Source organism: Paraburkholderia caledonica (assembly GCF_000383275.1).
GTDB classification, from domain to species: Bacteria; Pseudomonadota; Gammaproteobacteria; order Burkholderiales; family Burkholderiaceae; genus Paraburkholderia; species Paraburkholderia caledonica.
In genome coordinates this window covers 280,640-304,610 of sequence record NZ_KB911035.1, presented here as the reverse complement: position 1 = coordinate 304,610, position 23,971 = coordinate 280,640, and the positions used below count along the sequence as shown (strand labels likewise).

19 protein-coding genes are annotated in these 23,971 nt (G+C 59.1%); 10 read left to right on the top strand and 9 right to left on the bottom strand.

Annotated elements, in window-relative coordinates:
- The first annotated feature begins 62 nt into the window (after positions 1-62).
- The 4 genes from H281_RS0107485 to H281_RS0107470 all read left to right on the top strand — a co-directional run bounded on the left by H281_RS0107485 (position 63) and on the right by H281_RS0107470 (position 5,074).
- Positions 63-1,286 (top strand): efflux RND transporter periplasmic adaptor subunit, encoded by a 1,224-nt coding sequence (locus tag H281_RS0107485; protein ID WP_020066469.1) that lies wholly within the window; start codon positions 63-65, stop codon positions 1,284-1,286.
- Between the two features lie 68 nt (positions 1,287-1,354).
- Positions 1,355-2,821, top strand: coding sequence for an efflux transporter outer membrane subunit (locus tag H281_RS0107480; RefSeq protein ID WP_123282656.1), 1,467 nt, complete (start codon positions 1,355-1,357; stop codon positions 2,819-2,821).
- A gap of 64 nt (positions 2,822-2,885) precedes the next feature.
- Entirely contained in the window at positions 2,886-3,572 is a 687-nt protein-coding gene (locus H281_RS0107475; RefSeq protein WP_020066467.1) for a heavy metal response regulator transcription factor, read from the top strand.
- Positions 3,569-5,074, top strand: a complete 1,506-nt coding sequence (locus H281_RS0107470; protein ID WP_020066466.1) for a heavy metal sensor histidine kinase — start codon at positions 3,569-3,571, stop codon at positions 5,072-5,074. Before H281_RS0107475 ends, H281_RS0107470 begins: the two co-directional genes overlap by 4 nt.
- A 57-nt stretch (positions 5,075-5,131) precedes the next feature.
- On the opposite strand, the gene dinB is transcribed toward H281_RS0107470, so the two are convergent.
- Entirely contained in the window at positions 5,132-6,277 is a 1,146-nt protein-coding gene (gene dinB / locus H281_RS0107465) for a DNA polymerase IV (protein WP_033379453.1), read from the bottom strand.
- Positions 6,278-6,491: 214 nt separating this feature from the next.
- Between dinB and H281_RS0107460 the strand changes: the two genes are divergently transcribed.
- Together H281_RS0107460 and H281_RS37625 are read left to right on the top strand one after the other, a co-directional pair.
- Positions 6,492-6,968, top strand: coding sequence for an RHS repeat-associated core domain-containing protein (locus H281_RS0107460; RefSeq protein ID WP_338117945.1), 477 nt, complete (start codon positions 6,492-6,494; stop codon positions 6,966-6,968).
- A gap of 66 nt (positions 6,969-7,034) precedes the next feature.
- Positions 7,035-7,535 (top strand): immunity 50 family protein, encoded by a 501-nt coding sequence (locus tag H281_RS37625; RefSeq protein WP_256972121.1) that lies wholly within the window; start codon positions 7,035-7,037, stop codon positions 7,533-7,535.
- Between the two features lie 200 nt (positions 7,536-7,735).
- Here the strand turns inward: H281_RS37625 and H281_RS0107450 are convergent, their stop codons facing one another.
- A complete protein-coding gene (locus H281_RS0107450) occupies positions 7,736-8,965 on the bottom strand; it encodes a YncE family protein (RefSeq protein WP_020066462.1) in 1,230 nt (409 codons plus the stop codon).
- Positions 8,966-9,340: 375 nt separating this feature from the next.
- On the opposite strand from H281_RS0107450, the gene H281_RS0107445 reads away from it, so the two are divergent.
- A complete protein-coding gene (locus H281_RS0107445; protein ID WP_020066461.1) occupies positions 9,341-10,399 on the top strand; it encodes a patatin-like phospholipase family protein in 1,059 nt (352 codons plus the stop codon).
- Entirely contained in the window at positions 10,396-11,895 is a 1,500-nt protein-coding gene (locus H281_RS0107440; protein ID WP_020066460.1) for a GntP family permease, read from the top strand. The genes H281_RS0107445 and H281_RS0107440 overlap by 4 nt, the downstream gene beginning before the upstream one ends.
- Positions 11,896-12,072: 177 nt before the next feature.
- Here the strand turns inward: H281_RS0107440 and H281_RS0107435 are convergent, their stop codons facing one another.
- The 6 genes from H281_RS0107435 to H281_RS0107405 form a co-directional block, all read right to left on the bottom strand.
- Positions 12,073-13,770, bottom strand: a complete 1,698-nt coding sequence (locus tag H281_RS0107435; protein ID WP_020066459.1) for a Na/Pi cotransporter family protein — start codon at positions 13,768-13,770, stop codon at positions 12,073-12,075.
- A gap of 106 nt (positions 13,771-13,876) precedes the next feature.
- The gene (locus tag H281_RS0107430; protein ID WP_020066458.1) at positions 13,877-15,193 is read right to left on the bottom strand and encodes an oligosaccharide flippase family protein; all 1,317 of its coding nucleotides are present in this window, start codon (positions 15,191-15,193) and stop codon (positions 13,877-13,879) included.
- A gap of 352 nt (positions 15,194-15,545) precedes the next feature.
- Positions 15,546-17,642 carry an HAD family hydrolase gene (locus H281_RS0107420; protein ID WP_020066456.1) on the bottom strand — a complete coding sequence of 699 codons (2,097 nt, stop codon included), beginning with the start codon at positions 17,640-17,642 and terminating at the stop codon, positions 15,546-15,548.
- A 152-nt stretch (positions 17,643-17,794) separates the two neighbouring features.
- Positions 17,795-18,871 carry a glycosyltransferase family 2 protein gene (locus H281_RS0107415; protein WP_020066455.1) on the bottom strand — a complete coding sequence of 359 codons (1,077 nt, stop codon included), beginning with the start codon at positions 18,869-18,871 and terminating at the stop codon, positions 17,795-17,797.
- A gap of 109 nt (positions 18,872-18,980) precedes the next feature.
- On the bottom strand, positions 18,981-19,988 hold the full coding sequence (locus H281_RS0107410; protein ID WP_020066454.1) for a glycosyltransferase family 2 protein: 1,008 nt from the start codon (positions 19,986-19,988) through the stop codon (positions 18,981-18,983).
- A gap of 50 nt (positions 19,989-20,038) precedes the next feature.
- Positions 20,039-21,064: a glycosyltransferase gene (locus H281_RS0107405; protein WP_020066453.1), complete on the bottom strand. Its 1,026-nt coding sequence runs from the start codon at positions 21,062-21,064 to the stop codon at positions 20,039-20,041.
- Between the two features lie 612 nt (positions 21,065-21,676).
- Here H281_RS0107405 and H281_RS0107400 point away from each other — a divergent pair.
- The gene (locus H281_RS0107400) at positions 21,677-22,153 is read left to right on the top strand and encodes a hypothetical protein (protein WP_020066452.1); all 477 of its coding nucleotides are present in this window, start codon (positions 21,677-21,679) and stop codon (positions 22,151-22,153) included.
- Between the two features lie 190 nt (positions 22,154-22,343).
- Here the strand turns inward: H281_RS0107400 and H281_RS0107395 are convergent, their stop codons facing one another.
- A complete protein-coding gene (locus H281_RS0107395) occupies positions 22,344-23,021 on the bottom strand; it encodes a TetR/AcrR family transcriptional regulator (protein ID WP_027804376.1) in 678 nt (225 codons plus the stop codon).
- A gap of 80 nt (positions 23,022-23,101) precedes the next feature.
- Between H281_RS0107395 and H281_RS0107390 the strand changes: the two genes are divergently transcribed.
- Positions 23,102-23,845 carry an SDR family NAD(P)-dependent oxidoreductase gene (locus tag H281_RS0107390; protein ID WP_020066450.1) on the top strand — a complete coding sequence of 248 codons (744 nt, stop codon included), beginning with the start codon at positions 23,102-23,104 and terminating at the stop codon, positions 23,843-23,845.
- Positions 23,846-23,971: the final 126 nt, after the last annotated feature.

The window sequence follows — 23,971 nt, the reverse complement described above, 5'->3', positions numbered from 1 at the left end:
GAAACGTGAAGAAAACGGCTACCCAGGCTAACGGAGCTAGCTAACCGAGATGGCTAACTGAGATGACCGAAAAAACTCATGCATCGCTGGCGATTCCGTCGCGAGAGACCGAAGGCGGCCATGCACTGCCGCCGCGCAATCGCGAATGGAAGCGCGCGAAGATTGCCATCTGGATCGTGCTGGCATTGCTCGCATTGGGAGCCTTGCGTACCGTAATTGCAAACCTCATGCAAAACCGCACCGTCGAGCAAACGACGAAGCAGAACGCCACGCAATACGTGACCGTGACGAGCCCAACGCGGGCCGAAGGCGGTGGCAGCACCACGTTGCCGGGCACGCTGCGCGGCAGTGTCGAATCGCCGATCTTTGCGCGCTCGACCGGCTATTTGCTGCGCTGGTATGCCGACATCGGCACGCGCGTCAAGCAGGGGCAGTTGCTCGCCGAACTCGATACGCCGGAAGTCGATCAGGAACTCGCGCAGGCACTCGCGCAACGCCAGCAAACCAGTTCGAGTCTTGCGCTTGCGAAAAGCTCGCTCGAACGCTGGCAACAATTGCGTCAGCGCGATGCGGTCTCGCAACAGGAGCTCGACGAACGGCAGAGCACGTATACGCAGGACGTGGCGAACCTGGCCGCCGCCGACGCCAACGTGCAGCGCTTGCGCCAGCTCGAATCGTTCAAGCGGATCGTCGCACCGTTTGCAGGCGTGGTCACGCAACGCAACGTCGACGTAGGCGATCTGATCGATGCGGGTAGCGGTACGAGCCGGGCGCTGTTCGCGCTTGCGCAGTCGGACCCGCTGCGGGTTTATGTGCAACTGCCGCAGGCGTATGCGCAGAACGTGGCGGTCGGGCAGAACGTGGTGGTCACGCAGGCCGAACTTCCCGGCCAGCAGTTTCATGGCACCGTCACGCATATCTCAGGCGCGATCGACGTGCCGACTCGCTCGCTGCAAGTCGAAGTGACACTGCCGAATCCCGACAGCAAGCTGCGCCCGGGCGCTTATGTGCAAGTGGCGCTGCCGTCGGCTGCCCGCGCGCAATGGATGGTGCCTGGCAACGCATTGCTGTTTCGCGCCGAGGGTCCGCGGGTTGCAGTCGTCGACGCGAAGGGCAATGTGCAGTTGCGCAAGATCGTGATCGCGCAGGATCTCGGGCAGACGCTTGAAATAGAAAGCGGGATTGACGGAAACGACAGAGTGATCATCAACCCGAGTGATTCGATCGCGGACGGCGATCATGTCCAGATCGCGCAACCGCAGAAGAACACGAAGGGGGCGTCGTGAAACTCACACGCGGCAGCAGGGGCGTCGTCAGGATCGCCGCGGCGGTCGGTGCGGCTGCCAGTGCGGCCATGCTTGCGGCGTGTACGGCCGGCCCCGACTACAAGCGGCCGCAGGCAGAGGTTCCGCCCGAATGGAAGACCGATTCGTACTGGCGTGTCGCAGCTCCGTCGCATGCGCCGATGGACCCTGACTGGTGGAACGTCTATCGCGACTCCACGCTCGCCACGCTGGAAACGCAGGCACTCGCACAGAATCAGACGCTGGTGGCCGCGAGCGCGCACTACGCTCAGGCGAAGGCGACGCTTGCGAATACGCGTGCGCAGCAGGTTCCCGAAGTGGACCTCGCCGCAACGGCGTCACGCTTCCGGATCTCTCGCGACAGACCGCGCACGAACTACGGCGTGCCGACCACGTCGACGGTGCAGAACAATCTGCAGATCGGTCCCACGATCAGCTACGACACCGATCTCTTTGGCCGCATACGCCGCCAGGTGGAAGGCGCGACGGCGTCCGCCGAGCAATCTGCAGACGACCTCGCCAACGCGCGGCTCGTGCTCACAACCGAGGTGGCGAGCGACTACTTCTCATTGCGCGAGCTCGACACCGAAATCGACGTGCTGAACCAATCGGTCACGTTGCAGCAGAAAGCACTCGATTACGTGAACTCCGAGCATGAGCTCGGCGCCGTGTCGGGGCTCGACGTCTTGCAGCAAAAGTCGCTACTCGACACGACACGGGTACAGGCGCAGCTGCTGCTGAACCAACGCGCGCAATTCGAGCACGCGCTCGCGGCGCTCGTCGGCGTGCCCGCGCCTCAATTCGCAATCGAACCGAAGGTACTGAACTTCCAGGTGCCCGCGATTGCGCTCGGCGTGCCGAGCGACGTTTTGCAACGGCGGCCCGACATTGCCTCGGCTGAGCGCGCAATGGCAGCGGCCAATGCGCAGATCGGCGTTGCCAAGGCGGCGTTTTTTCCGAGCCTCACGCTGACGCCCGGCATCGGCTGGGAAAGCACGCAGTTCGCGAGCTTGCTGAGCGCGCCCACGCTGATGTGGACGCTCGGGGCGGCAGCGAGCCAGGTTCTCTTCGACGGCGGGCGGCGCGCGGCCAACGTGCAGTTCGCAAGCGAAGGTTATAAAGCGACCGAGGCCGACTATCGGCAAACGGTGCTCAACGCATTCCAGCAGGTGCAGGACGGCATCACGGGTCTCGCCGTGCTCGACGGCGCGGCGAAGCAATCGGAGCAAGCGGTCGCGGATTCGCAACGTCTGCTTGCGCTTGCCAACGACCGTTATTCGGGCGGCCTCGTTGCGTATCTGGATGTCATCACCGCGCAGCAGTCGTTGCTTAACAGCAAGCGTCAGGACGCGCAGATTCGCGGCCAGCAGATGACGCTTTCCGTCTCGCTCGTCAAGGCGCTGGGTGGCGGCTGGGACGCGACCACAGGGCCGGCGAGCGGCGAATCAAGGGTTGGGCAACAGGACATGCAGCCGGAGGGCGCCGGGCCAGTCCAAACACGTGCCGCTGCGCAGTGAGGCGGCATAGTGCACGGGAAGCAATACGAGGCGTTTCGTATAATGCAGACACCAGGGGACGCGCATGAAATTGCTGATTGTTGAAGACGAGCACAAGGTGGTGGACTACCTGCGCTCCGGTTTGACAGAGCAGGGCTGGGTCGTGGACGTCGCGCTCGATGGCGAAGAGGGCATGCATCTGGCCACTGAGTTCGATTACGACGTGATCGTGCTCGACGTCATGCTGCCGAAACGCGACGGCTTCAGCGTGCTGAAGGCGCTGCGCATGCGCAAGTCGACGCCCGTCATCATGCTGACGGCACGCGATCATGTGAACGACCGCGTGCGCGGTCTGCGCGAAGGCGCCGACGACTATCTGACCAAGCCATTCTCATTTCTCGAACTCGTCGAGCGTCTGCACGCGTTGGCGCGCCGTACGCGCTCGCAGGAGTCCACGCTCATTTCAGTCGGCGATCTGTTCGTCGATCTGATCGGAAGGCGCGCGACGCGAGAGGGCGTGCGTCTCGATCTCACCGCGAAAGAATTCCAGCTGCTGAGCGTTTTGGCCCGCAGGCAAGGCGATATTCTGTCAAAGACCGCGATCACTGAACTCGTCTGGGATGTCAACTTCGATAGTCATACTAACGTCGTGGAAACGGCGATCAAGCGATTGCGCGCGAAGCTCGACGGCCCGTTTTCTTCCAAACTGTTGCATACCGTGCGCGGCATGGGCTATGTGCTCGAAGTGCGCGAAGAGGCGGAACAGCCATGAACCGTTCAATAGCACGGCGCCTCGCACTGATGTTCGCGCTCGTCGCGCTGTTCGTATTTACGCTCGTCGGCGCGGGGCTTTTTGCGGTGTTGCGCTCGCAACTCGAGAACCACTTGCGCGAGTCGCTCGACGACCGTGCCCAGATCGCGCGGCTCATCTGCAATCACGGGCTGACACCTGAAAAATGGCGCATGTCGCGCGAGAAGCTCACCGACATGACGCCTCATGACCGCAGCACCGTATATGCGGTAACGAGCATCGAGCCGTCCTACAACTATGGCAAGCCCATCGAGGGTTCGACCGTGAAGAGCTGGCCCGGCGGCTACGCGCGCGTGAGGCCGGCGGGCGGCGGTGAAGACATGCTCACCACCACGGTGTCCATTCCCGGCTATTCGACGCGGCCCCCCATGCAGTTGCAGGTCGCATCGAGCTATTCGCCGAACATTCGCACGATGCGCGTGTTCGGTTTCGCGCTTGCGGCGCTGTCGGCGCTTGGCAGCCTCGCGGTGCTGCTGCTCAGTTATTCGGTGACGCGCATCGGCCTCGCACCGTTGACGCGTCTCACCCGCGACGCATCCGCCGTCAGTCCGAACAATCGCTCGCAACGGCTGAATACCACGTCGTTGCCGCATGAATTGAATGACCTTGCTAATTCTTTTAACGGCGCGCTTGAACGCCTCGACGGTGCGTACTGCCGCCTCGAATCGTTCAATGCGGACGTCGCGCACGAATTGCGTACACCTGTCACGATCCTGATCGGGCAGACGGAAGTGGCGTTGACACGCAACCGCTCCGTGGACGATTTGCGTCATACGCTGCAGTCGAATCTCGAGGAATTCGAACGCATGCGCGCGATCATCAACGACATGCTGTTCCTCGCGCGAGCCGATCAGGGCGAGCGCGCAACGGGCCTGGTAGAAGTATCGCTGGCGGCTGAAGTTGCACACACGCTGGAGTTTCTGGAGATCCCGCTCGAAGAAGCTCGCGTGCATGCACGCTTGCATGGCGACGCCGCAGCGCATGTGAACCGCTCGCTGTTCGGTCGCGCCTGCACGAATCTGTTGATGAACGCGATCCAGCATTGCCAGCCTGGTGCGCAGATCAACGTGCGCATTGTGCGGGACGGGCAACAGGTGCGCATTGAAGTTGCGAATCCCGGCGAGCCGATCGAGCCCGCCGTGCTCGAACATCTGTTCGACCGTTTTTATCGTGCTGAAGCGTCGCGCACCAATAGCCGCGAGAATCACGGCCTGGGTCTCGCAATCGTTAAGGCGATTGCGGAGATGCATCGCGGCAGCGTGTCGGTGCAAAGCGCGAACGGCGTCAATACGTTTGCATTTTCGATTGCTGCTTCGCTTGCGGACAGCGTCGCGCTGTCAGTACGTTCGAATGCGGCGAAACTGCCGGGGAATGGTGTCGGAAATGGTCCGGCGAACGCAAACACGCCACCGGCACCGGCACCGGCTTCGTATTCGTCACTGGTAAAAGGAAAGTCCGCCTGAACGGGTTGCCACCGCTTCGGCGCTCCGTGTCACGCTGCATGCAACTGAACGCATGTACTAGAAATCAAGCGTGAATTGAGCCGGCTCGTCACGCGGAACCTGTCCGGCGGGTTGCAGGTTGCCGGCCTTGACTCCGAGCAGCCTGATGGATTTAGCGAGCTCCACTCTCTTCAGGCAGTCGGTTGCCGCGCGACGCAACGCTTCCGCATTGGCAATGGGTTCGGGAAGCGTGATGTCGCGCGTGACTGTTTTGAAGTCGTTGAAGCGAAGCTTGATGCCGATCTTCTTCGCCAGATAGCCTTTTCTCTGCAGATCGGCTGCCACCTGTTCGCACAGACGGGTGAATGCGGCGCCCAGTTCCTGCCGATGCCGTACGGCATGAAGGTCCCGTTCGAATGTGGTCTCGCGGCTCATCGAGACCGGTTCGCTGTATGTCACCACGGGCCTCTCGTCAAGACCGTGGGACACTCTGCGAAGCCACGCACCGTAGCTTCGGCCAAAGTGCTCTATGAGCCACGACTCGTCGCGCTCAGCGATTCCGCCGATGGTCGTTATGCCCAATGACGCAAGTTTCGCGGTGGCTTTGGGGCCAATACCGTTGATCTTATTCGCGGCCATTGGCCAGATCCTCGACTGCACGTCTTCGAACTTCAGGATCGTGATGCCGTCGGGTTTTTGCATATCGGAGCACAGCTTTGCAAGCAGCTTGTTGGGTGCGATGCCCACGGAGCACGTGAGATTCGTTGCTTCCAACACCGCCGACTTCAGCTTGCGCGCTACTTCCTCTGAACTGCCGCTCGTGAGCGAGACGTCTGCGTACACTTCGTCGATACCGACGTCTTCTATGCTCGAAGTGACCGACCGCACTGCATCTTTGAACAGTCGCGAATACGTTCGGTAGAGGTCGAAGTTCACCGGAAGGATAATCGCATCCGGCGCTAGCCGGGCGGCCTTCATGGTGGGCATGCCGGAGTGAACTCCGAACGCGCGCGCTTCGTAGGTGGCGGTCGTCAAGACGCCTCTGCCTACGTAGTCGCGTAAGCGCGAAAATTCGCGTGTGCCGTCCGGGTTGGTCCGCGGCGCGTCCGTGCGACGACCGGCAACCACCATGGCCTCGCCTCGTAGCTCTGGATACTGCGATAGTTCGCAAGACGCAAAGAATGCGTCCATGTCGATGTGGGCTATGCGCCGTTCATCTGGCATGCCGTGTTTGCTCGTTAGTGGCGTTCGGTGGTGCCGCCCGGCCAAAGGGGCGCTCGTCCGCACCTTCGGAAAGTAGCGGGCGGACGAAGGTACGTGCGTTTGACGGGTATTTTACCGGGACTGTACGTTTGTACAGTATTTTTTGTCAGGGCTCCTGGAATCCGGTCTGCGGATTTGTCGGGAAGGAAGCCGGGTCGCCGACAATGTGCTCGCGTTGGCGGATGCGCAGCAGCAAACTCAGACGCAATATAGCTATGAGCCGTCTGGTGCGACGATGCAGACGGGGCTGGCCGATCCGAACATGCAGCAGTACACAGGACGGGAGAATGACGGGACCGGGTTGTATTACTACCGGAATCGGTATTACAGTCCAGGCGCAGCGCGATTCATCAGTGAAGACCCAATCGGTTACGCGAGTGGGCAGACGAATGCGTATGCTTATGTAGACGGGGATCCGGTTCAGTTCACGGATCCGTTTGGTGAGTCCAAACTCATGCCCGTTACGGGTGGGCCGCATGGCGGGTTTATCGTTCATCCTTTCAAACTCAACGTGAATTACTACGATTCAAATGGTGATTTGTCGGCTCAGTATCACGGTGACCATTCTCACGATGGGATGAGGCCGCATGGTCATAACGCCGGGCCCAATTTTGACCGCGACGAAGGGCTTCCGCTTTGTCCGATCCCTTGAAAATGGATTTTGATTTGGGCGTTGGCGCGCGATCAATGCTGTCGCCGCCCTTGGCAGAAGGTCGTCATGACCGATCGCAATCTTGATGATTCGACGGGTGCAAACACCGTTGCGGAATGGGGCCAAATAATGTGTGAAGTAGATGACTATGGGTGGGGCGAGGTAGGCAACTCCATCTTGCTCAAGAAGCTATTCGGATACTGGCCGGCTTTCCACGATGCACATGTGCTGTCTATCAAGATGGGGTACGGAAAACGTGATGCCCGAGAGGTAGATGTCGCAATCGAATTGCGACATTGGGGCCAGGATGACCCAAACTGGGTTGCACGTGGACCAGACTGTGTCATAACGCTGACCCTACTTGAGGTAAAGATCGCAGACGTATCTATGGACGCTTTCGTTCAAGATAACTCCGTAGGTGACGTTTGCTTCACGAGGACAGACGACAACCTATTGCTTTTTGAACTTGATCCTAATAGTGGCGCCAGCGTTTTCATTGCGTGTACGTCTGCCGAGATTACTCGAATAGAGCCGTATTGCGCGCCAATTTCTTCGAGTACGACGTGACCGCCAACGTGTAGTTGGCGCGGGGGCGACACAGTATCGTTTGTTTACTCGCTCCGGCCTTCGCGAACCACCCTGACGCCAACCCCGTCAGGGTCGCTGCGCACACCTAGGAGGGCGATTGCGACGACCCGCGACCACCAGGAGCACGCTACCCCGCCTGCAGATGCCGCACAAAGTGAAGCCCGCAGCACTGCCGCGCCTCATCTGGCGGCGAATACCGACACCCCGCCGTTGACGAACCCGTTTGCCGCGCAACCCGGACATCCCGCCGGCGATGTCGCGGAAGAATATGGAACAAAAATGAGCCCGGTCGCCGGGTCGATTGCAACCGAATGCGCGTTATTGCCCGTGTTAAGACGGGCGACGACACTGCGGTTGCCCGCGTCGACGATGGTCAGCACGGGCGTGCATGGCGACGCGGCCGAGCAGGCGCCGTTCGTCGACGCATTGCCAGAAGACGTCCACCGGCTCGCCGCGTTGTAGTAGCGATTGGTGGGCGCAGCATATTCAAGCTGATCGCCGCCGCCGGCGTTCAGGGAGGCCACGAGTGCACCGCTCGAACGGTTGAAGATCTGCATGAGCAACGGAGCGCCAGTCGTACCTTCGCGACACCCGACCGCAATATCGTTGCCGGGGCCCAGTGCCAGCCCTGTGGGATCGCAATTGCCTTCCGGGTACATCGCTACGCCCGCAAGCGACGTGTAGTTTTGACTGCCACCGGTCGGAATTGCTCGAATGGACGCTCCCGGCAATTTCACCAGTTCGCCATGAGGATTCGCTGTGCTGCCGTCAACGTTCACATAGAAGTTGTCGCTGGCGGCGTCGTACCGGCACGCTTCGAGGCCCGCGGTGGGCTTGCCCGAAAGATCCGTGAACGTCACCTTGGCGACGACGGTCTGCGTGGACGTGTTGATGAATGTGGCGAACGGGGGCGACTCTTCCGGGCTGGAGATCATGAAGATGCCATGCGTGGGATCCAGACAACCTTCATCTGCGCGAACGCCCGTCGTGCTAACCGTGATTTTGTTCGTCACGGCGCCAACAGCGGGATCGACCACCTTCACAGAGTTCACGTCGCCCACATAGATAAAGTTGCCGACAGCCGTCGCGCCGTCCGGACCCGCCTGCGAATTCGGCCCGGGGCCAAGCCCGGTGAACGCGAGAAGCCCGCTTCCCTGAATGGCTTTGACGAAGGTCTTCGACGGTATGTCGATCTGATCCAGAGATGCGTTATTCCTGTCGGTGAAATAGTATCGGCTACCCGAGACGACGCCGATGTCGAATGAGAAGTTTACGCCTGCCTTGATGTTGGGGACCGCGATGTCCGATACATAGTGCGGGCCGCTAATGCTGAGTTCGTCCCCGCCACAACCCGCAATCGCAATAGCCGCACACGCCACCAATGCATTCGCCAACAGGTGCTTCGGCATCGTACACCTCCCATCATCGTCGTTGGAGTGGACCTATCTCAACGGCGCGCCGGAAGAGATAGTAGACGTTGCTATAGCTTATGCATTCCCGTAAGCAGTTGTCCTTATCGTTTTCCCAGGTAGGCGGTACTGTGCTTAAGATTCGCATAAGGTTTGATATTTTATCTGTGCATACCTGACGCTTGAATGTCATCTGGAATCAGAAAACCATGGCTGCTCGCTATGAGTGAATATGCGCGCTATCTGGGAAAACTCGTTCTGGTTTTCAAATGTGCCAGCGCGCGCCCGCATTTGAAACGGAGCACTTATTGGATACTTTGCAATTAGACAATTGGTCGTATAACCTTTCCCGTGCCTCGTCCATCCGGAAACACGATGACCGATCTGCACGTCGCTCCTCGCCCATCAGATCACGACGGCCCGCTGCTCGTCGATTTCGCGCTGCAGGGCGGTGGCTCGCATGGAGCCTTCACGTGGGGCGTCCTTGACCGAATGCTCGAAGAATCCCGGTTGCAGATCGACGGTGTATCGGGTACGTCGGCGGGGGCAATGAACGCAGCGGTACTTGTCAGCGGCTTCGAGCATGACGGCCGGGCCGGCGCGCGCAAGGCGCTCGAACACTTCTGGCGGCAAGTATCGGATGCCGCCATTTTCAGTCCCTTCCAACGTAGTCCGCTCGACAGGCTCACCGGCCGCTGGACGCTCGATCATTCCCCACTCTTTCTTGCGATGGAAACGATCTCGCGGCTCGTTTCGCCGTACGATCTCAATCCGACCTCGTTCAATCCGCTGCGCAACATTCTGGCAAAGACCATCGATTTCGACTCGGTACGCGCCTCGCGTATAAAGCTTTTCGTCACGGCGACGCATGTGCGTACCGGTCAGGGCCGCGTGTTTCGCAATGCTGATCTGAACCCGGACGTGCTTCTTGCATCGGCGTGCCTGCCGACAATGTTCAAAGCCGTGAATATCGACGGCGAAGAGTACTGGGACGGCGGCTACGCAGGCAATCCGACAATCACGCCGCTGATCCGTGAAACGAATTCGACAGATACCTTGTTAGTGCAGGTTAATCCCGTCGAACGTCCTGACGTGCCGCGTTCGGCACGCGACATCATCAGCCGGCTCAACGAGGTCGCATTCAACGCGCCCTTGCTGAAGGAGTTGCGCATGATCGCACTGCTGCACAAAGTCGCCGACCCGGGCAGCGACGAAGGCCGCCGTTGGGCAACCATGCGTATGCACCGGATCGCGAGTCCGGTCATGACGTCGCTTGGCTATTCGTCGAAACTCAATGCCGAATGGCGCTTTCTCACTATGCTGCGCGACGAGGGGCGACGCGCCGCGCAGGTGTTTCTCGACGAACATGGCGGTGCGCTCGGAGAGCGTTCGTCACTCGACCTGGATGGGCTCCTCGAAGGAATGATCCAATGAGCGATCCCGTGTTGTCGTCCACTGCGCTGGGCCTCGGGCTCGTGGGTATGTTGGTGAGCCTCGGGTTGTTGATCTGGTTCGCATATCGCGGCTGGAGCGTATTGCTGCTCGCGCCGATTGCAGCGATGCTGGCCGCCCTGGTGTCGGGCGAGCCCGTGCTCGCGCACTGGACACAGACCTTCATGTCGAGCGCCGCGCGTTTTCTGGCGCAGTTCTTTCCATTGTTCCTGCTCGGCGCACTGTTCGGCAAGTTGATGGAAGACAGCGGTTCGGTCAATGCGATTGCGCAGTTCATGACCGACAAGCTTGGACCGCGTCGCGCAATCCTCGCCGTAGTAATCGGCGGTGCGGTCGTGACGTATGGCGGCGTGAGCCTTTTCGTCGCTTTCTTTGTGCTGGCGCCGATGGCGCAGGCGCTGTTTCGTGCGGCGAACATTCCGCGCCGCTTGATGCCCGCTGCAATCGCGCTCGGCACATCGACATTTACGATGTCAGCGCTGCCGGGCACGCCTGCGATCCAGAATGCGATACCGATGCCGTTCTTCGGCACGACACCGTTCGCGGCGCCAGGGCTTGGCGTTATCGCGAGTGTCGTAATGATTGGATTTGGCCTGTGGTGGCTTTCGCGTCAGGAGGTCGCGGCACGGCGCGCGGGTGAGGGGTTCGGTGACGGGTTCGGCGAGGCGCCGGACGCGCCGGCGAGTGCGCAGGAATCGAGCCTGGTGCGCGAACGTGCGACTGTCTCTCAGTCGTTCGATCCGGCCGAAATCGAACGCGGCCACGTCAGCGAGCGACTGCCGCCGATCGGCATCGCGATTGCGCCGCTCGTCGTCGTGGTGTGCGCAAACTTTGCGATGAACATCTTCGTGTTCCGACATTACGATGCGTCGTATCTCGCCGAAGCACGTTGGGGCGGGACGACGCTGTCTGCTGTAAGCGGCGTGTGGAGCGTGTCAGTGGCGCTGGCGCTCGCCGTGGTGGTGCTCATCAGCATCAACGGCTCGCGGCTTGGAACGCTGAAAGAGAGCGTCGATGCGGGCGCAAATGCTTCTGTATTGCCCATTTTGAGTGTTGGTAGTCTCGTAGGATATGGCGCGGTAATCGCGGCGCTGCCGGCGTTCGAATTGGTGCGGGCGTGGGTACTCGGCATCGGCGGCGGGCCACTGGTGTCGCTTGCCGTCGCAGCGAATCTGCTCGCGGCACTGACGGGCTCCGCGTCGGGCGGCTTGACCATTGCACTCGATGCGCTCGGCGGCACCTATCTCCAACTGGCTGCGCAACATCACATCGATCCGGCGCTGCTGCATCGAGTCGCAGTCATGTCGTCGGGCACGCTGGATAGCCTGCCGCACAACGGCGCTGTGGTAACGCTGTTGTCGGTATGCGGTACGACGCATAAACAAAGCTATCGGGATATGTTGATGGTCGGAGTGGTTGGCGCGCTGGTGGCGCTGGCTGTGGTGATTGTGTTGGGATCGTTCGCCGGAAGTTTTTGAGTTCTTTTTGTGTCCGCGACGATTATTGCTCTGGCTTGTCGCGCGCAAGATTCGCCAGTGGCGGAGCGACGCGAACTGAGCGTTGCCGGTGCGCGCGAGGTGCGCAACGTGCAGAAGTCACTCGCCGGCTCGCGGGCATCCGCGGAACTGCAATCGCCTGGTGCATGTAGACAGGCCTTACATCTGCACGGGCATCTGCACTTCGTTCAATGATTGACTGGCTCTGACGATGGCGCGAGACAGCCGTGCCACCTCGTTGAAATGCTCGATCATGTCATTCGCCAGACGGAAAATGACTGCGCCTTCCTGACTCTGTAGTTGAAGCTCGGACATCATGTACTGTCGCGCAGTGTCGGCCAACACTTCAATCTCGGGCTTTGCATTGAGAATGCGTGCCACGACTTCCGCTTCCGGATGCGCGATTGCCCTCACGGCAAGCGCGAAATGTTCAATCACAGCCGTGACGAATCGCGAGGTTGCGGCGTTGCGTAACCGGGCAGTGTCGGCACCTTGCGCGAGCCGGCGCTCGCTCAGCGCAAGCATGCTGGTAGTGGCAACCTCCCGGATCGCGTCGAGGCAGGTCGCGATACGCGCCAGGTCTACCAATTGCCTCCCTTCGTCACCGGTATGAGTCGCATCCGAAAGTCCGCCGACATACGTGAGAATGGCCGTGCACAGAGTATCGGCGGCTTTGTCATCGTCCAGCAGCGTGCCGGCAGTCTGCGTGCTGCCGTCGACGACGAGCGTTGCACTACGATTGACCAGATTCTCGACCTGCTTGCCGAGGGAAACCAGTTCCAGCTGCACGCGGCTAATTGCTAGCGCCGGCATTTCCACCAAGGTGTCATCGAGATAGCGCGGCACGCCTGGATCGTGCCAGCCCTTTTGTTTCGACGGGGCAAGCCGTTGTGCAAGCTTGCCGATGGGGCCCGTGAACCATATCAGGAAGGCGGTGGAGAACACGCTGAACACAGTATGCGCATTAGCTGCCTGACGCGGCGTTTCTGCTGCGAGGCGGGCAGCGCCTGTCAATTCGGGTGCGGATGGGGAAATCTGCCGAATGAAGTCCGCATACTGCGGGATCACGAAAGCGAGTAACAGCACGCCGAGCAGATTGAAGAGCAGGTGGACGATACCTACTTGTGCGGCTTCCGCTGATTTACCAATCGACGCCAGCAGCGCCGTGCCGCATGTGCCGACGTTAGCACCCAGAATCAGCGCGATGCCGGATTCAAGTGGAATCAATCCCTGGCTGCCTAGCGCAATCACGATCGCCAGCGTGGCAGCAGAGCTTTGCACGATCGCCGTAAACACCGCGCCAATCACGATACCGACCAATGGACTGCGCATGTCCTGCATGGCAGCGATGAATGGCTCGTAATTGCGCAGGGGGTGCGTGGCATTGCCCATGAACTCGATGCCGAGAAACAGCAGGCCGAGGCCAAGCAGAACGCCGCCGAGTTCGCGCACCAGTTCGCGCCTGGAGAAACCGTACAGCAAAAAACCGCCCGCGAGCAGGAATGGCGTAATCGCCGAGATATTGAACGCGATGATCTGCGCAGTCAGCGTCGAGCCGATATTGGCGCCCATGATCACTGGAATCGACTGCTGCAACGTCATGAGCCCGGCGGATACAAATCCAACCAGGAGTACGGTGGTAATGGTCGATGAATTTAGCAGCGCCGTGATGCCCGCGCCGGCGAGGACGCCGCGAAACCGGTTCGCCGTCAGCGTGCCGAGCAGCGCCTGCAAACGAGAACCGGCGATGGCCTTCAGCCCTCCCGTCATCAGTTCCAGTCCGAACAGGAACAGAGCAAGGCCGCCGACGAGCAAGCCAACGACTTCGATCAGGTTCAGATTGGCACCGGGCTGCATGGCGATGCGGACCCTCAGATTGGAATCATTCCCCAATTGTACGAGGTTCTATCACCGATACCAGTAATGAAGGCGCCGCTTGAACGGCCGGGTGGCGGCAACCTGATTACTTGTCCTTCGGCGCAGTCAACGGATCACGGATCCCACACGCGTTCCTGATAAACATCAGCGCTCGCTCGCAACCGGGTATCAAGAGAACCAGTCGAAGTCGAATCATGATCACCATTAGCATTGCAGAGAGCGTCGTCTCACCAATCACCCGGGCGAAAGCGAGTCCAACGGCGCCGTAGTGGGGAGCGAGCACAAGCGCGAGGATTATGTTCACGAACGCGGATGCGATTCCGACCGTGGCAAGCAGGCGATCCTTCTTCCGCGGCAAAAACACGTAACCGGCGATGAACTCGTTGAATGCAGCAAACGGGAACATCAAAGCAAAGATTTGAAGTATGTGAGCGCTGTGAGCGAAAGAATCACCGAGTATGAGCGGCAATACAAGAGGGGACAGGGTAAGGGCGGCGCAACATACTAGCAATCCGTATCCGATAAGCAGCATAGCGCCGCGCCGAGTGGTCTGGTTTGCGCCTTCCTTGTCGTCGTGGGCGAGTTGGCGCGTGATGGTGGGAATGAACACTTGGGCCGCCGGCCCCATCAATCCAAGGCTTAATGCTGCAAAACGTTCTGCCGCGCCGAAATAGCCCACCTGGGCGGGCGTAGATAGCAGCGTCAAAAGATAAGTGGATGAAGCTGTCAGAACCCTCGACGCGGAAGAGTAGATGAACAGCATCGTTGATTTGCGTATCAGGGAAATGGTGCCTGTCCATCGGAGGCGTGGCCACCCCAGTTGTGAGATTGCGAGCCCATAAGAAATAACCGATGACGCTACACCTGAGATGAGTAGACTCGCGACGACCCATACTGCGTCGCGGGGACCTCTTACGATTGTCAGCACCAGAACCAGGCTCAACGCGAAACCGAAGACTTCGATGATGATGGGCGTTCGAAACTGATGACGGCCCTGAAAAAGCCAACCGAGGTTGGCCCCGGACACAATTCCCAACAGCGTGGCCATCACACCGATCAGAGGTGTTTGGGACAGTACAGGAGAGCACATGGTGGCGACGAGCCCCGCGCAGCCACCCACGATTGCATGCACCAGACGCGCGCTCAAGTGCAAAGACAGAATCTCATTACATTCTTCGGTCGTTTGGGCTTTCGATATGTCCCGCATGCCGACGGGCTCGAAGCCATAGGCGACCAGCATCCAGATCACGCTCATCAGCGACATGGACGCCAGCACGCGGCTGTATCCGTCAACACCAAGCGTCCTGCTGTAAAAAGGTACGACGATGATGAGGTACAGATACCGCAACACATAGCCGCCGTACACGAACCCAACGGTACGGATGCTCTTTCGTCTATCCATTCTGCTTCTCCGGCTGGAGGGTGCCTTCTCAGCGCAACACAGCGCGACGGCGGATCTGACGGCTTACTGCCTGGAGCAGGAAGCTAACAACGGACCGCACGTCTGCTTGTTTTGGTCCGCGCCGTTGACATCGTTGAATCGCGGAAGTACTGCTACGCTGCATGGACTCCGTTGGCCCGGCTTTGTGAGCTAGATGTTGATGAGCCCGGAAGTGCCGCGCTGAAACCACGCGAAGGCTGTCTGAACGCGCGCAACCGCCTCCAGATGTCCCTTCTCTGCACGGTGCATGCCACGACAGCCTGGCTGTGTCTCGGCATTATTACCGCATACCTGGATGCAGCATGGGGCGGCACTATCGGGCCATCGCTCGGGTACGCAACCATCTTGCCACGCCAAGACTTCCCAGCATTAACCCGGCTCCGAGAGCGGGCACCGCCCGGACTACGCTGGCCTCGGGCCATTCTGAAATCAAGGGTTTTCCATCTTTGGAGCCCAGCCTCGACATCCACTCGCGGGCGCTGAGCGGCAGGGGCGGCGCGACCTCCTCGAACACTCTGTGCAACTGATCGCTCGCATGAGGAAAGGAGCCTAGTGCGCTCGCCTCGCTACGGGTGGGTGAGCCTATTACGAGCCTGGTTACGATGGCGGCTCCCTGCGTGATCCCTTGCAAAGAATCAAGTATGTCGATATCGGCCTCGCTGAGAACGGCCAGTACGTCATCGACATACGCATTGATCACATTGTGTTGAAGTCTCAAGCCCCACGCCATGGCCTGCGGATTGTCCTGAGTAAGGAGCTCTGCGTAAACGATGCCATCGTCTCCTCGTTTATAACCCGTCGTCGTGCCGTGGTCCGCTGCGCAAAGGGCCTCAAATATCGGCCCTCGGACAAAGGGCCGTAGAGGCGCCGCGAAGGGTTCGCTCAGATAGTCGTCGAGACTACCGCAGTTTTCCGGGCGACGATGAAGCCCAAAGTAAAAGCCCGATAGACGCCGACTGAAACCGGCTTCGCGCGTGGACGCCACCATTGCCAGCGACCGCTGTAGATTCCCCCGCCATCCAATATCGACGACACCGACGTTCCCGTCGGCGAGGAATCCCTTTTGTTCCAGATAGTCGAGAAGCAGTTGTCGAGCAGAAGATGCGGTCGCATTGATGAGATTCACCACCTCGTCGTCCGCCTGCATATGCTGCATTAGTTGCTGCAGATCAGAGGCGCTCAGCGGCGCATCAGGGGAGCTAATGTGAAGACGTTGCTGCAAGCCGGCGATGGCCGGATGCTCGATATCCACGTCGAACTTTTCCAATATGTCAGAAAGAGAACTTCCCGGCGTGAAGCCGAAATGACTCAGATCACCGTCGGACACGTTGACGAGTGCGGGTAAGTGGAGCGATTGCCGCGATACGTGCAGATAGTGCAGCTCGATCGGAATGCCATATAGCGCCACGATCTTCTTTGCAATGGACATGAGGATCTGGCCATCACGCGCCAGAAAAAACAGCTTATCGACTTTCCTGCTTTGGGCCTGTTTCAGAATCCACACAACGAACGCGAGGAGCAACGGGCCCATGAAGCCCGCCGATATTTCGGCAATCGACTGATCGTGGCTAGTAATAGCCGTAAAACGCAGCCGGGCGGTGCGCGCGCTCCCTGACAGCGCAGATCCGAGCAGGTGCGGCTCAATCGCGCCCTTGCCGAGTTCACGCTCCAGGCGACTAGGTGCCCCGCGGAAGAACGGTGCTACGCGAGCGCCTGCACGCCACGCCTGGAAGACATCGGAAAATACGCTGTCGCCAACGTGCAGATGGCTCTTGCTACTGCCCTTTGCAAGCGGAAAAAGGGAACCCGTCCTTTTTGCGCGGCCCTTCTCGCATGAAACGAAAAGTTCACCCTCACTGATGTACACGCCGCAACTGCTCAACATCGTTTCCAGGTCCCGATGGGAAAAGTAGATGTCCGAAATAATTGCCGTTCTGCCGAGTGACGCAAAACGATTGAGAGTCTCAACCATACCGGCGATGGGTCGCATCAAACGCTTCTCAAGCTCGACTTCAATGGCCTGCGCTGCTTCCAGTAAATCGTGCGACAAGCCCGACGACGCTGCGATGGCCGCGTAGATGTCGTCGAGCGTCACTTCACGTTCAACTCCTGCCTTGCGGGCCCTGAACTCCGCTGCTTGCCGGATTTTCAGCCATTCGCTGGGATCGATAAGCGAGCCAAATTCGCGTTGCAGTCGATACCCCGTTAGCAGGAACATGTCGGATGGCCTGTGCAAAGGCCTCGTTATCAGGGTGTCGAAGGCGTCGAAAGAGACCAGCCCATTTCCGGTCCATATTCGCCGCGCATCGACCTCCTCCAAGGGAGGCTTGGCCGAGAAGAGCCGATGGATGCCCGCTGACACGAATCGTTGATTGATGACCCGTTCGAGCACAAGGTTCGTAGCATTCATCAGTGTCTTCCACCCTTCAGAAAGGAAATGGTTTTCGCCAACACCGCTTTCCTGTCGGCTACTCGATGTCGTCTTCTGGAACTTGAAACGTTGGAGGCAGCGTCAAAGGAGAGCTTACGCGGTGCACGGCTGCCGTTGTCGCCTCGCCCGGTTCATAGGCCAAATGTTCTAGCGCGGCGCTTGCTCCGGGATATGAGGAGGGAAAGCCGTTTGTTGAAGAACTGCATAACGCAACTGAGAACTCCCGGGTGATCGATCACGTGTCTAACGGCGGTCACGAAACGCTTTTCACGAATCGCTTCGGTCACATCGACCCAGTGAAGAGACGCCTTGAGAGACCGATGCCGGCGCGCACACGCGGCGGCCAAACTTGCAGAAAGTGTGTGCGATGCACGGAAACGCGCATTTGCGTCAAGCATGCCTCGTAGCGTCTGCCGGTCCGCTGACTTGTCGGAGGAGAGCGAACCACCACGGCGCCGGTAGCGGTAACCCATTGCCGGATAGACAATTATTCTTGCATCGTGCTTGGCCAGTAAGCGCAACAGGATATCGAAGTCTTCTCCGGAACGAAGCCGCTCTTCATACCGAAGTCCGGTCAGGAGTTCGGCATTGATCATGGGCTTAAGATACGCCAGGCGTGGCGCTTTGATCAAAGAGACGGCATCGAAACTTTTGAAGCTTTCAAGGCCCAGCAGGGAATGTCCGGTGAGCGAGCCCTCCTCGTCCACGATAAGTAAATCGTCCGCTACGATGCCTGCGCCATAACTCTCCGCGCGCTGCAGCAGCGACTCGAGGCGTCCTTCCGCGAGGACGTCATCACTGTCCAAAAACGTAATCCAGTGTCCTCGCGCGCATTCCAGCGCACGATTACGAACAGTGGACGGCCCCGCGTTGAACGATGCGGTCAGAAGCTTGATTCGGGAATCGTTATCGGCAAAGGCGCGGACGATTTCCACGCTAGCGTCAGTTGACGCGTCATCCGCGACGATCAGTTCCCAGTCTTCAAAGCTCTGCCTCTGGACCGACTGAATGGCTTCGCCGATCCAGCGTTCGCCGTTGAAGTTTGCCATGACGACAGTGACAGATGGGGCCGCTGCATCCGTTATCCGTGTGACGGGTTTATCTGTCTGCGCGCGATCCTCCACAGATCGCGCCAAGGAGAGGTCTTCGCCCGCCATGTATTCGTTGCTGGACAGACCGACGGTTGACTGTGACTGGTGATGAGGCATATCAGCGCCGTTCGAAGTTAGACAAGCTTAGTGAACGTCAGAGGAGGGCTTGGGTTCGAGCCTTCGTCATGCGCGAATCTTGCATAACGAGGGAACACCGTCCTTCTTCCTAACGGGCGGCGCTGCACCGGGCCAGGGGATTGCAGATGTAGCGAACCGCGTAGTCTGCGACAGGGGAGTATGGAAACAGACACAAACTGGATAGCGCGAGTGTCCCCAACTTCTTCTTCAGGCTCCAGAAAGGGTTCGCCACAATGGCGTGCAGATACCGGTGCGAATCTCTTAGCATCCAACGCCAACGGGTCGTCAACGGAGCATGGTAGACGCTTGAATAGAAATGAGCTCGTTCGTATGCGAAATCGTGGAAGTCGGCCGGCAATTGCATTCCCATGCGGCACCAGGCCAGTTCCCGAAGGGTCACCCAGCGGGACGGGAATGCCTTCGGGGCCTTTTCCTGCTGATCAGAGTTAGCAAACAATGCGTCTCTCCCTGCGCTTGCATATACGCGGTATCCGCCGAGCGACACCGGGATACTCGATACAGGTCCAACTAGAGCCGACCCATAAATTGCATAGAAATCTGCGCCATACCGGTCCTTGATCGTTTCGGGTACAGGAAAGATCTTTCTAAGAGCACTGACGCTGTAGGCGTTTCCAGACGCCGGCGGTGACGGATAGAGCCACCCATCGAGCAGAAGCTTTCGACAATCGCCATCGATTCGAGAATGAGGCACATAAGCACCCATCTGCTTGCTCGTGTGATCGATCACGTCTAGCTGAAACTGCACTTTTGCAAGATTTCCGTTCTCGAAGCGCTGCATCACTTCGGACACGGCGCCCTGATAAAGGACGTCGTCAGCATCGAGGAACAGCACGTAATCCGTTCTGGCGAGATGCAGCCCTAAATTGTAGGCAGACACCTGGCCGCCATTGTCCTTGAAGACGGAGCTAACGCGAGCACCATAGCCTTCGATGATTGCGCGCGAGCCGTCTGTTGATCCGTCGTCGATCACTATGACGTAAGTGCTCATGTAGTCCTGTGCAAGCGCCGAATCGATTGCCTCCGCCAGGAACTGTTCGTAATTGTGATTGCAGATGATGACTGTCATGTCCTTCATGATGTGTCACGCGCGAAGGTGAGGAGGGATCTGACGGCCTGCGACCGCTTTCATATGAACCGTCGGCGGATTAGCGTGCTGGCAATGTTTTTCGGCGCGAGCAACGTGGCAATGCTCCAACCGGCGATAAGACAGCGGAAAGCAGGGCGCTCGAAACTTGCGCGAAAAGGAATGGAAAGGGCGTCGCGCAGGGCTCTAATTCTGCTGTCGCCGGGCAAGGGATGCTGTCGCGGTGTGAGCCGTAGAGAGGCGACGCGCAATTGCAACAAGTGAGGTGCACAAAACAGGGTGCTGAGCGGCGGTGCAGGCCGGCCGGTCATCGCGCAGGCCTTGCAGGCAGCGCTGTGACGCTTGAGTGCACGCGCGATCTCTCGTCCGAAGTTGCTCGTGCTCGCGCTCATGGCGCTGTCATTCGCGCCGTGCATGCGATAGAGCACTAAGGGCGCAGCAATCGTTTCTACATCGCCGAGGTAGGGGGCCATGGCGATGCACGTTGAGTCCGTGAATGAATCGTAACTCGCATCCAGTGGAAAGATCTTTTCCAGAAAACTGCGTGCGTAGGCATTTCCCGATCCAGGCGGCGTTGGGTATTCGGACGTTTCATAAGCCCAGTGACGGATCGCTTCCGACGATAGACCGGGCGGGATCTTCGGGATCACATTTCGAATCTTTGGAATCGCATTCTCGTTCTGTATGCGACGGCCCTGCGCGTCGACGCGCTCCATCAGTACCTGTACCTTGCTCAGGCCGGTCCGCCATACTGAAGCAATGGCGCGCAACGCACCGGGCATTAGCACGTCGTCTGCATCAAGGAAGATGACGACGTCGCCTGTACTTCTCGCGAAGCCTACGTTGTTGGCGTCCCGCTGCCCGCCGTTCTTTTTAAAGATCGCGGTGATTTTTTCACCAAACGAGTGAATGACGTCGGCCGAGTTGTCGGTCGATCCGTCGTCCACAACGATGATTTCCAGCCGGTCCCAATCTTGCGTCAAGGCGCTTTCAATAGCCTGTCGAAGAAAATGCCCATAGTTGTAGTTGGCGATGACGATCGAGAAAAAGAGGCCCTTTTTAGCCATAGATCCGCTCCGTCCTGCGTTCATCGACTGCCTCCGGCTTCTCAAATGAATCAAGCGTCCTGAACCTGCGAGATGCGCCGCACCGACCAGCGCTATGGGCCAACCCGATTGATGTCGCCGCTCAAACTGACGCGGCCACCGGTGCCGCGTGTGGCACCCTGGATGCAACTATTTAAGAACAAAGGTTTCGGAGTATGCGATTGCGGCCTAAAATCGGGCGATAAAGGCGCAAAAAGTTGAAACCGCGGGGGTTTTGGCAGAGGATAAGTACTGCTTTCCAATCGCAAAACGCGAATTGCACATGCCGCGCCATAACGTGAATCTCGTATCTATTTGCTACTTGCTTCTTGAGATTCGGACACCGATATTGCTAACCGATCACTCAAAGGCAGTTACGTCAGACGACTAATCGTTAGATCTGCGCCGGGCAGCGGCACGACGGCAGGCACCTGGATTGGTCTACGGGCTTCATGCAAGGCAGAGCATCGGAGAGTGAAAATCGATCACGCAGCGGTGAATGTCACATTCGCGCAAGAAAGAATCAGCAGCTAGTGTTTCAGTTTAATCGACGACGGTCGGCCGCGCGTGCGAGCTACCACTTGGAGCTAATCGATGAAGGTTGCTTTTTACAAGGGAACGCGTCCCGGCCTGGCCGGGAAAATAAACCGCCTGATCCGGTGGTGGACAAACAGTCCCTATTCGCATTGCGAACTTGTCGTCGCTCCAATCATCGACGCGCATCTGTGCGCATCGTCGTCGTTCGAGGATGGGAGCGTGCGCTTCATCACTACGAAGCTCGATCCAGCGCGATGGGATGTTGTCGGACTCGCGGCCGACCCGGTGACGGAGCGGGCTGCGGTGGAGTGGTTCAACGATCATTTCGGCGAGCCGTACGACTTCGCGCCTGTCTTCGCTTTCCTTCGTCGCCGCGGCCGTCATCGAGGCCGCTGGCACTGTTCGGAGTCGATCGGGGCAGCGCTGGGTATGCCGGAGTCCTGGCGGTTCGATCCCGCTACGCTGCACGCTGCGCTGTCTTCCGATTCGGTGCAGTCGCCGCCCGACGACATGCCGCCACTGGTGTCGGCGTGATTTCGGGCGAGTCTCACTGACTGATGGTTGGTCTTCGTTGCGAAGCCGGTAGGGAAAACTGGAAAGGTTCGGTGACGCGAAACCTCGATCGATCCTGTCCGAGAGCCTCGCCGTTCGCCTTTGATCTCTCAGCGCGCGCATTCCGCACCAATCAAGCTCAGCGACATACTTCGCTGTCCAAATCAATGTGTTAATCGGACTTTGCACGTGTGTCGGCGTGGCGAACCAGTTCCTCCCATCCAGCCATCGTCATCTCAGCGACGGCTTGGAGTTCTGCTCTTTCGGCGCCGTCCCGCGCTCGGATCGCCATACCGCTTTGAACTGTTTGCAGGAACCTCGCGAGGTTCGCTATATCAAGGGATTCCGGCAACTCACCCTCAGCAACGGCCCTTTCCAGGCGCGACATGAGCACATCAAACGCTCCACCTCGCGTGGCCCGCATCAAGTCGTCAAGCTCGGCATGGCCATCGCTTCCGACGGTGGCTAGTGTGACCATGCAGCCGTGTGGCAGACCGCAATCTGCCCCGGTCATCGCCATGGCTGAGTCCCACAGATAGGCAAACGCCGCTTCGCGTGCTGTGACAGCGTGGCGAAACCTCCCTAGGACCAGATGCTCGTAGGTCGTCGAGTAAAGCCGCATCGCTTCGGCATATAGCTCGTCTTTCGATCCGAAAGCGGCATAGAGGCTGGTCGAGCCGACGCCGAGCGCGTTGGTCAGGTCTGCAATTGAGGTCGCCTCATAACCCTTCGTCCAGAAAAGCCTCATGGCTTGCGCCAGTGCTGCTTCGCGATCGAAAGCGCGTGGCCTGCCGCGGCCACGAGGTGGGCGTGCAATGGTCATGGAAGTGTTCTCTGATTTTTTCTGCATCGATCACTACATAAATATCTTGACTGTCCGTGCCGCCGATCCTACCATTTGTGCATCGATCACTACATAAAAGGCGGACAATGAACAACAATCTAGTCGGAAAACGGGCATTGGTCACCGGCGGCTCGCGGGGCATCGGCGCCGCGATTGCACTTGCGCTTGCAGAAGACGGCGCGGACGTTGCGGTAACGTTTCAGAACTCAGCCGAGCGGGCGCAGGCAGTTGTGGCCTCGATCGAGAAACTGGGCCGCCGCGGTGTCGCGATCAAAGCCGACAGTGCCGATCCGTCCGCCATCAGGCGATCGGTGGATGAGGCCGTCGGCGCGCTGGGTGGGCTCGACATTCTCGTCAACAACGCGGCCATCGCTCGCTACAACACGATCGCCGACTTCGACCTGGCGGACATCGACGCTCTCCTTGCGGTCAACGTCCGCGGTCCCATTCTCGCGACGCAGGCAGCCATCCCTCACCTGAAAGCGGGCGGTCGCATAATCACGATCGGCTCCGCCGGAGCCGATCGCATCGTGGGTTCAGCGGGAACGGTTTACTACATGACCAAGTCCGCGCTGCAGTCGTTCACGCGGGGGCTGGCTCAGGAGTTGGGCCCGAAGGACATCACTGCCAATCTGGTTCAACCCGGCTCGACTGATACCGAAATGAACCCGGCTAACGGCGAGAGCGCGGAATTCCAGCGCAGCCTTACGCCCTTGGGACGCTTCGCCGCACCGGCTGACATCTCTGCGGCCGTTACTTTTCTTGCAAGCCCGGCGGCAAGGCATGTCACTGGAACAATTCTCACGGTCGACGGGGGCTTGCTGACTTAGGTCAAGTAATGCGGTTTGGTTATGACGCGAAGAAGGCGTGGAAATGGCCGATACCGGGCGGTTTGTGGGCTGAAACGCGGCTCATATAACCGTTGATGTGTGCTTGTTGTCTGGCCGCTTACCGGG

What these genes read in the sequence shown, in the direction of transcription:
- H281_RS0107400 (WP_020066452.1), top strand. Translation starts at nt 21,677, where the DNA reads ATGAAGGTTGCTTTTTACAAGGGAACGCGTCCCGGCCTGGCCGGGAAA.
- H281_RS0107410 (WP_020066454.1), bottom strand. Translation starts at nt 19,988, where the DNA reads ATGAAGGACATGACAGTCATCATCTGCAATCACAATTACGAACAGTTC.
- H281_RS0107445 (WP_020066461.1), top strand. Translation starts at nt 9,341, where the DNA reads ATGACCGATCTGCACGTCGCTCCTCGCCCATCAGATCACGACGGCCCG.
- H281_RS0107405 (WP_020066453.1), bottom strand. Translation starts at nt 21,064, where the DNA reads ATGGCTAAAAAGGGCCTCTTTTTCTCGATCGTCATCGCCAACTACAAC.
- H281_RS0107420 (WP_020066456.1), bottom strand. Translation starts at nt 17,642, where the DNA reads ATGAATGCTACGAACCTTGTGCTCGAACGGGTCATCAATCAACGATTC.
- H281_RS0107480 (WP_123282656.1), top strand. Translation starts at nt 1,355, where the DNA reads ATGCTTGCGGCGTGTACGGCCGGCCCCGACTACAAGCGGCCGCAGGCA.
- H281_RS0107435 (WP_020066459.1), bottom strand. Translation starts at nt 13,770, where the DNA reads ATGCAGCCCGGTGCCAATCTGAACCTGATCGAAGTCGTTGGCTTGCTC.
- dinB (WP_033379453.1), bottom strand. Translation starts at nt 6,277, where the DNA reads ATGCCAGATGAACGGCGCATAGCCCACATCGACATGGACGCATTCTTT.
- H281_RS0107390 (WP_020066450.1), top strand. Translation starts at nt 23,102, where the DNA reads ATGAACAACAATCTAGTCGGAAAACGGGCATTGGTCACCGGCGGCTCG.
- H281_RS0107395 (WP_027804376.1), bottom strand. Translation starts at nt 23,021, where the DNA reads ATGCAGAAAAAATCAGAGAACACTTCCATGACCATTGCACGCCCACCT.
- H281_RS0107415 (WP_020066455.1), bottom strand. Translation starts at nt 18,871, where the DNA reads ATGCCTCATCACCAGTCACAGTCAACCGTCGGTCTGTCCAGCAACGAA.
- H281_RS37625 (WP_256972121.1), top strand. Translation starts at nt 7,035, where the DNA reads ATGACCGATCGCAATCTTGATGATTCGACGGGTGCAAACACCGTTGCG.
- H281_RS0107430 (WP_020066458.1), bottom strand. Translation starts at nt 15,193, where the DNA reads ATGGATAGACGAAAGAGCATCCGTACCGTTGGGTTCGTGTACGGCGGC.
- H281_RS0107470 (WP_020066466.1), top strand. Translation starts at nt 3,569, where the DNA reads ATGAACCGTTCAATAGCACGGCGCCTCGCACTGATGTTCGCGCTCGTC.
- H281_RS0107450 (WP_020066462.1), bottom strand. Translation starts at nt 8,965, where the DNA reads ATGCCGAAGCACCTGTTGGCGAATGCATTGGTGGCGTGTGCGGCTATT.
- H281_RS0107485 (WP_020066469.1), top strand. Translation starts at nt 63, where the DNA reads ATGACCGAAAAAACTCATGCATCGCTGGCGATTCCGTCGCGAGAGACC.
- H281_RS0107440 (WP_020066460.1), top strand. Translation starts at nt 10,396, where the DNA reads ATGAGCGATCCCGTGTTGTCGTCCACTGCGCTGGGCCTCGGGCTCGTG.
- H281_RS0107475 (WP_020066467.1), top strand. Translation starts at nt 2,886, where the DNA reads ATGAAATTGCTGATTGTTGAAGACGAGCACAAGGTGGTGGACTACCTG.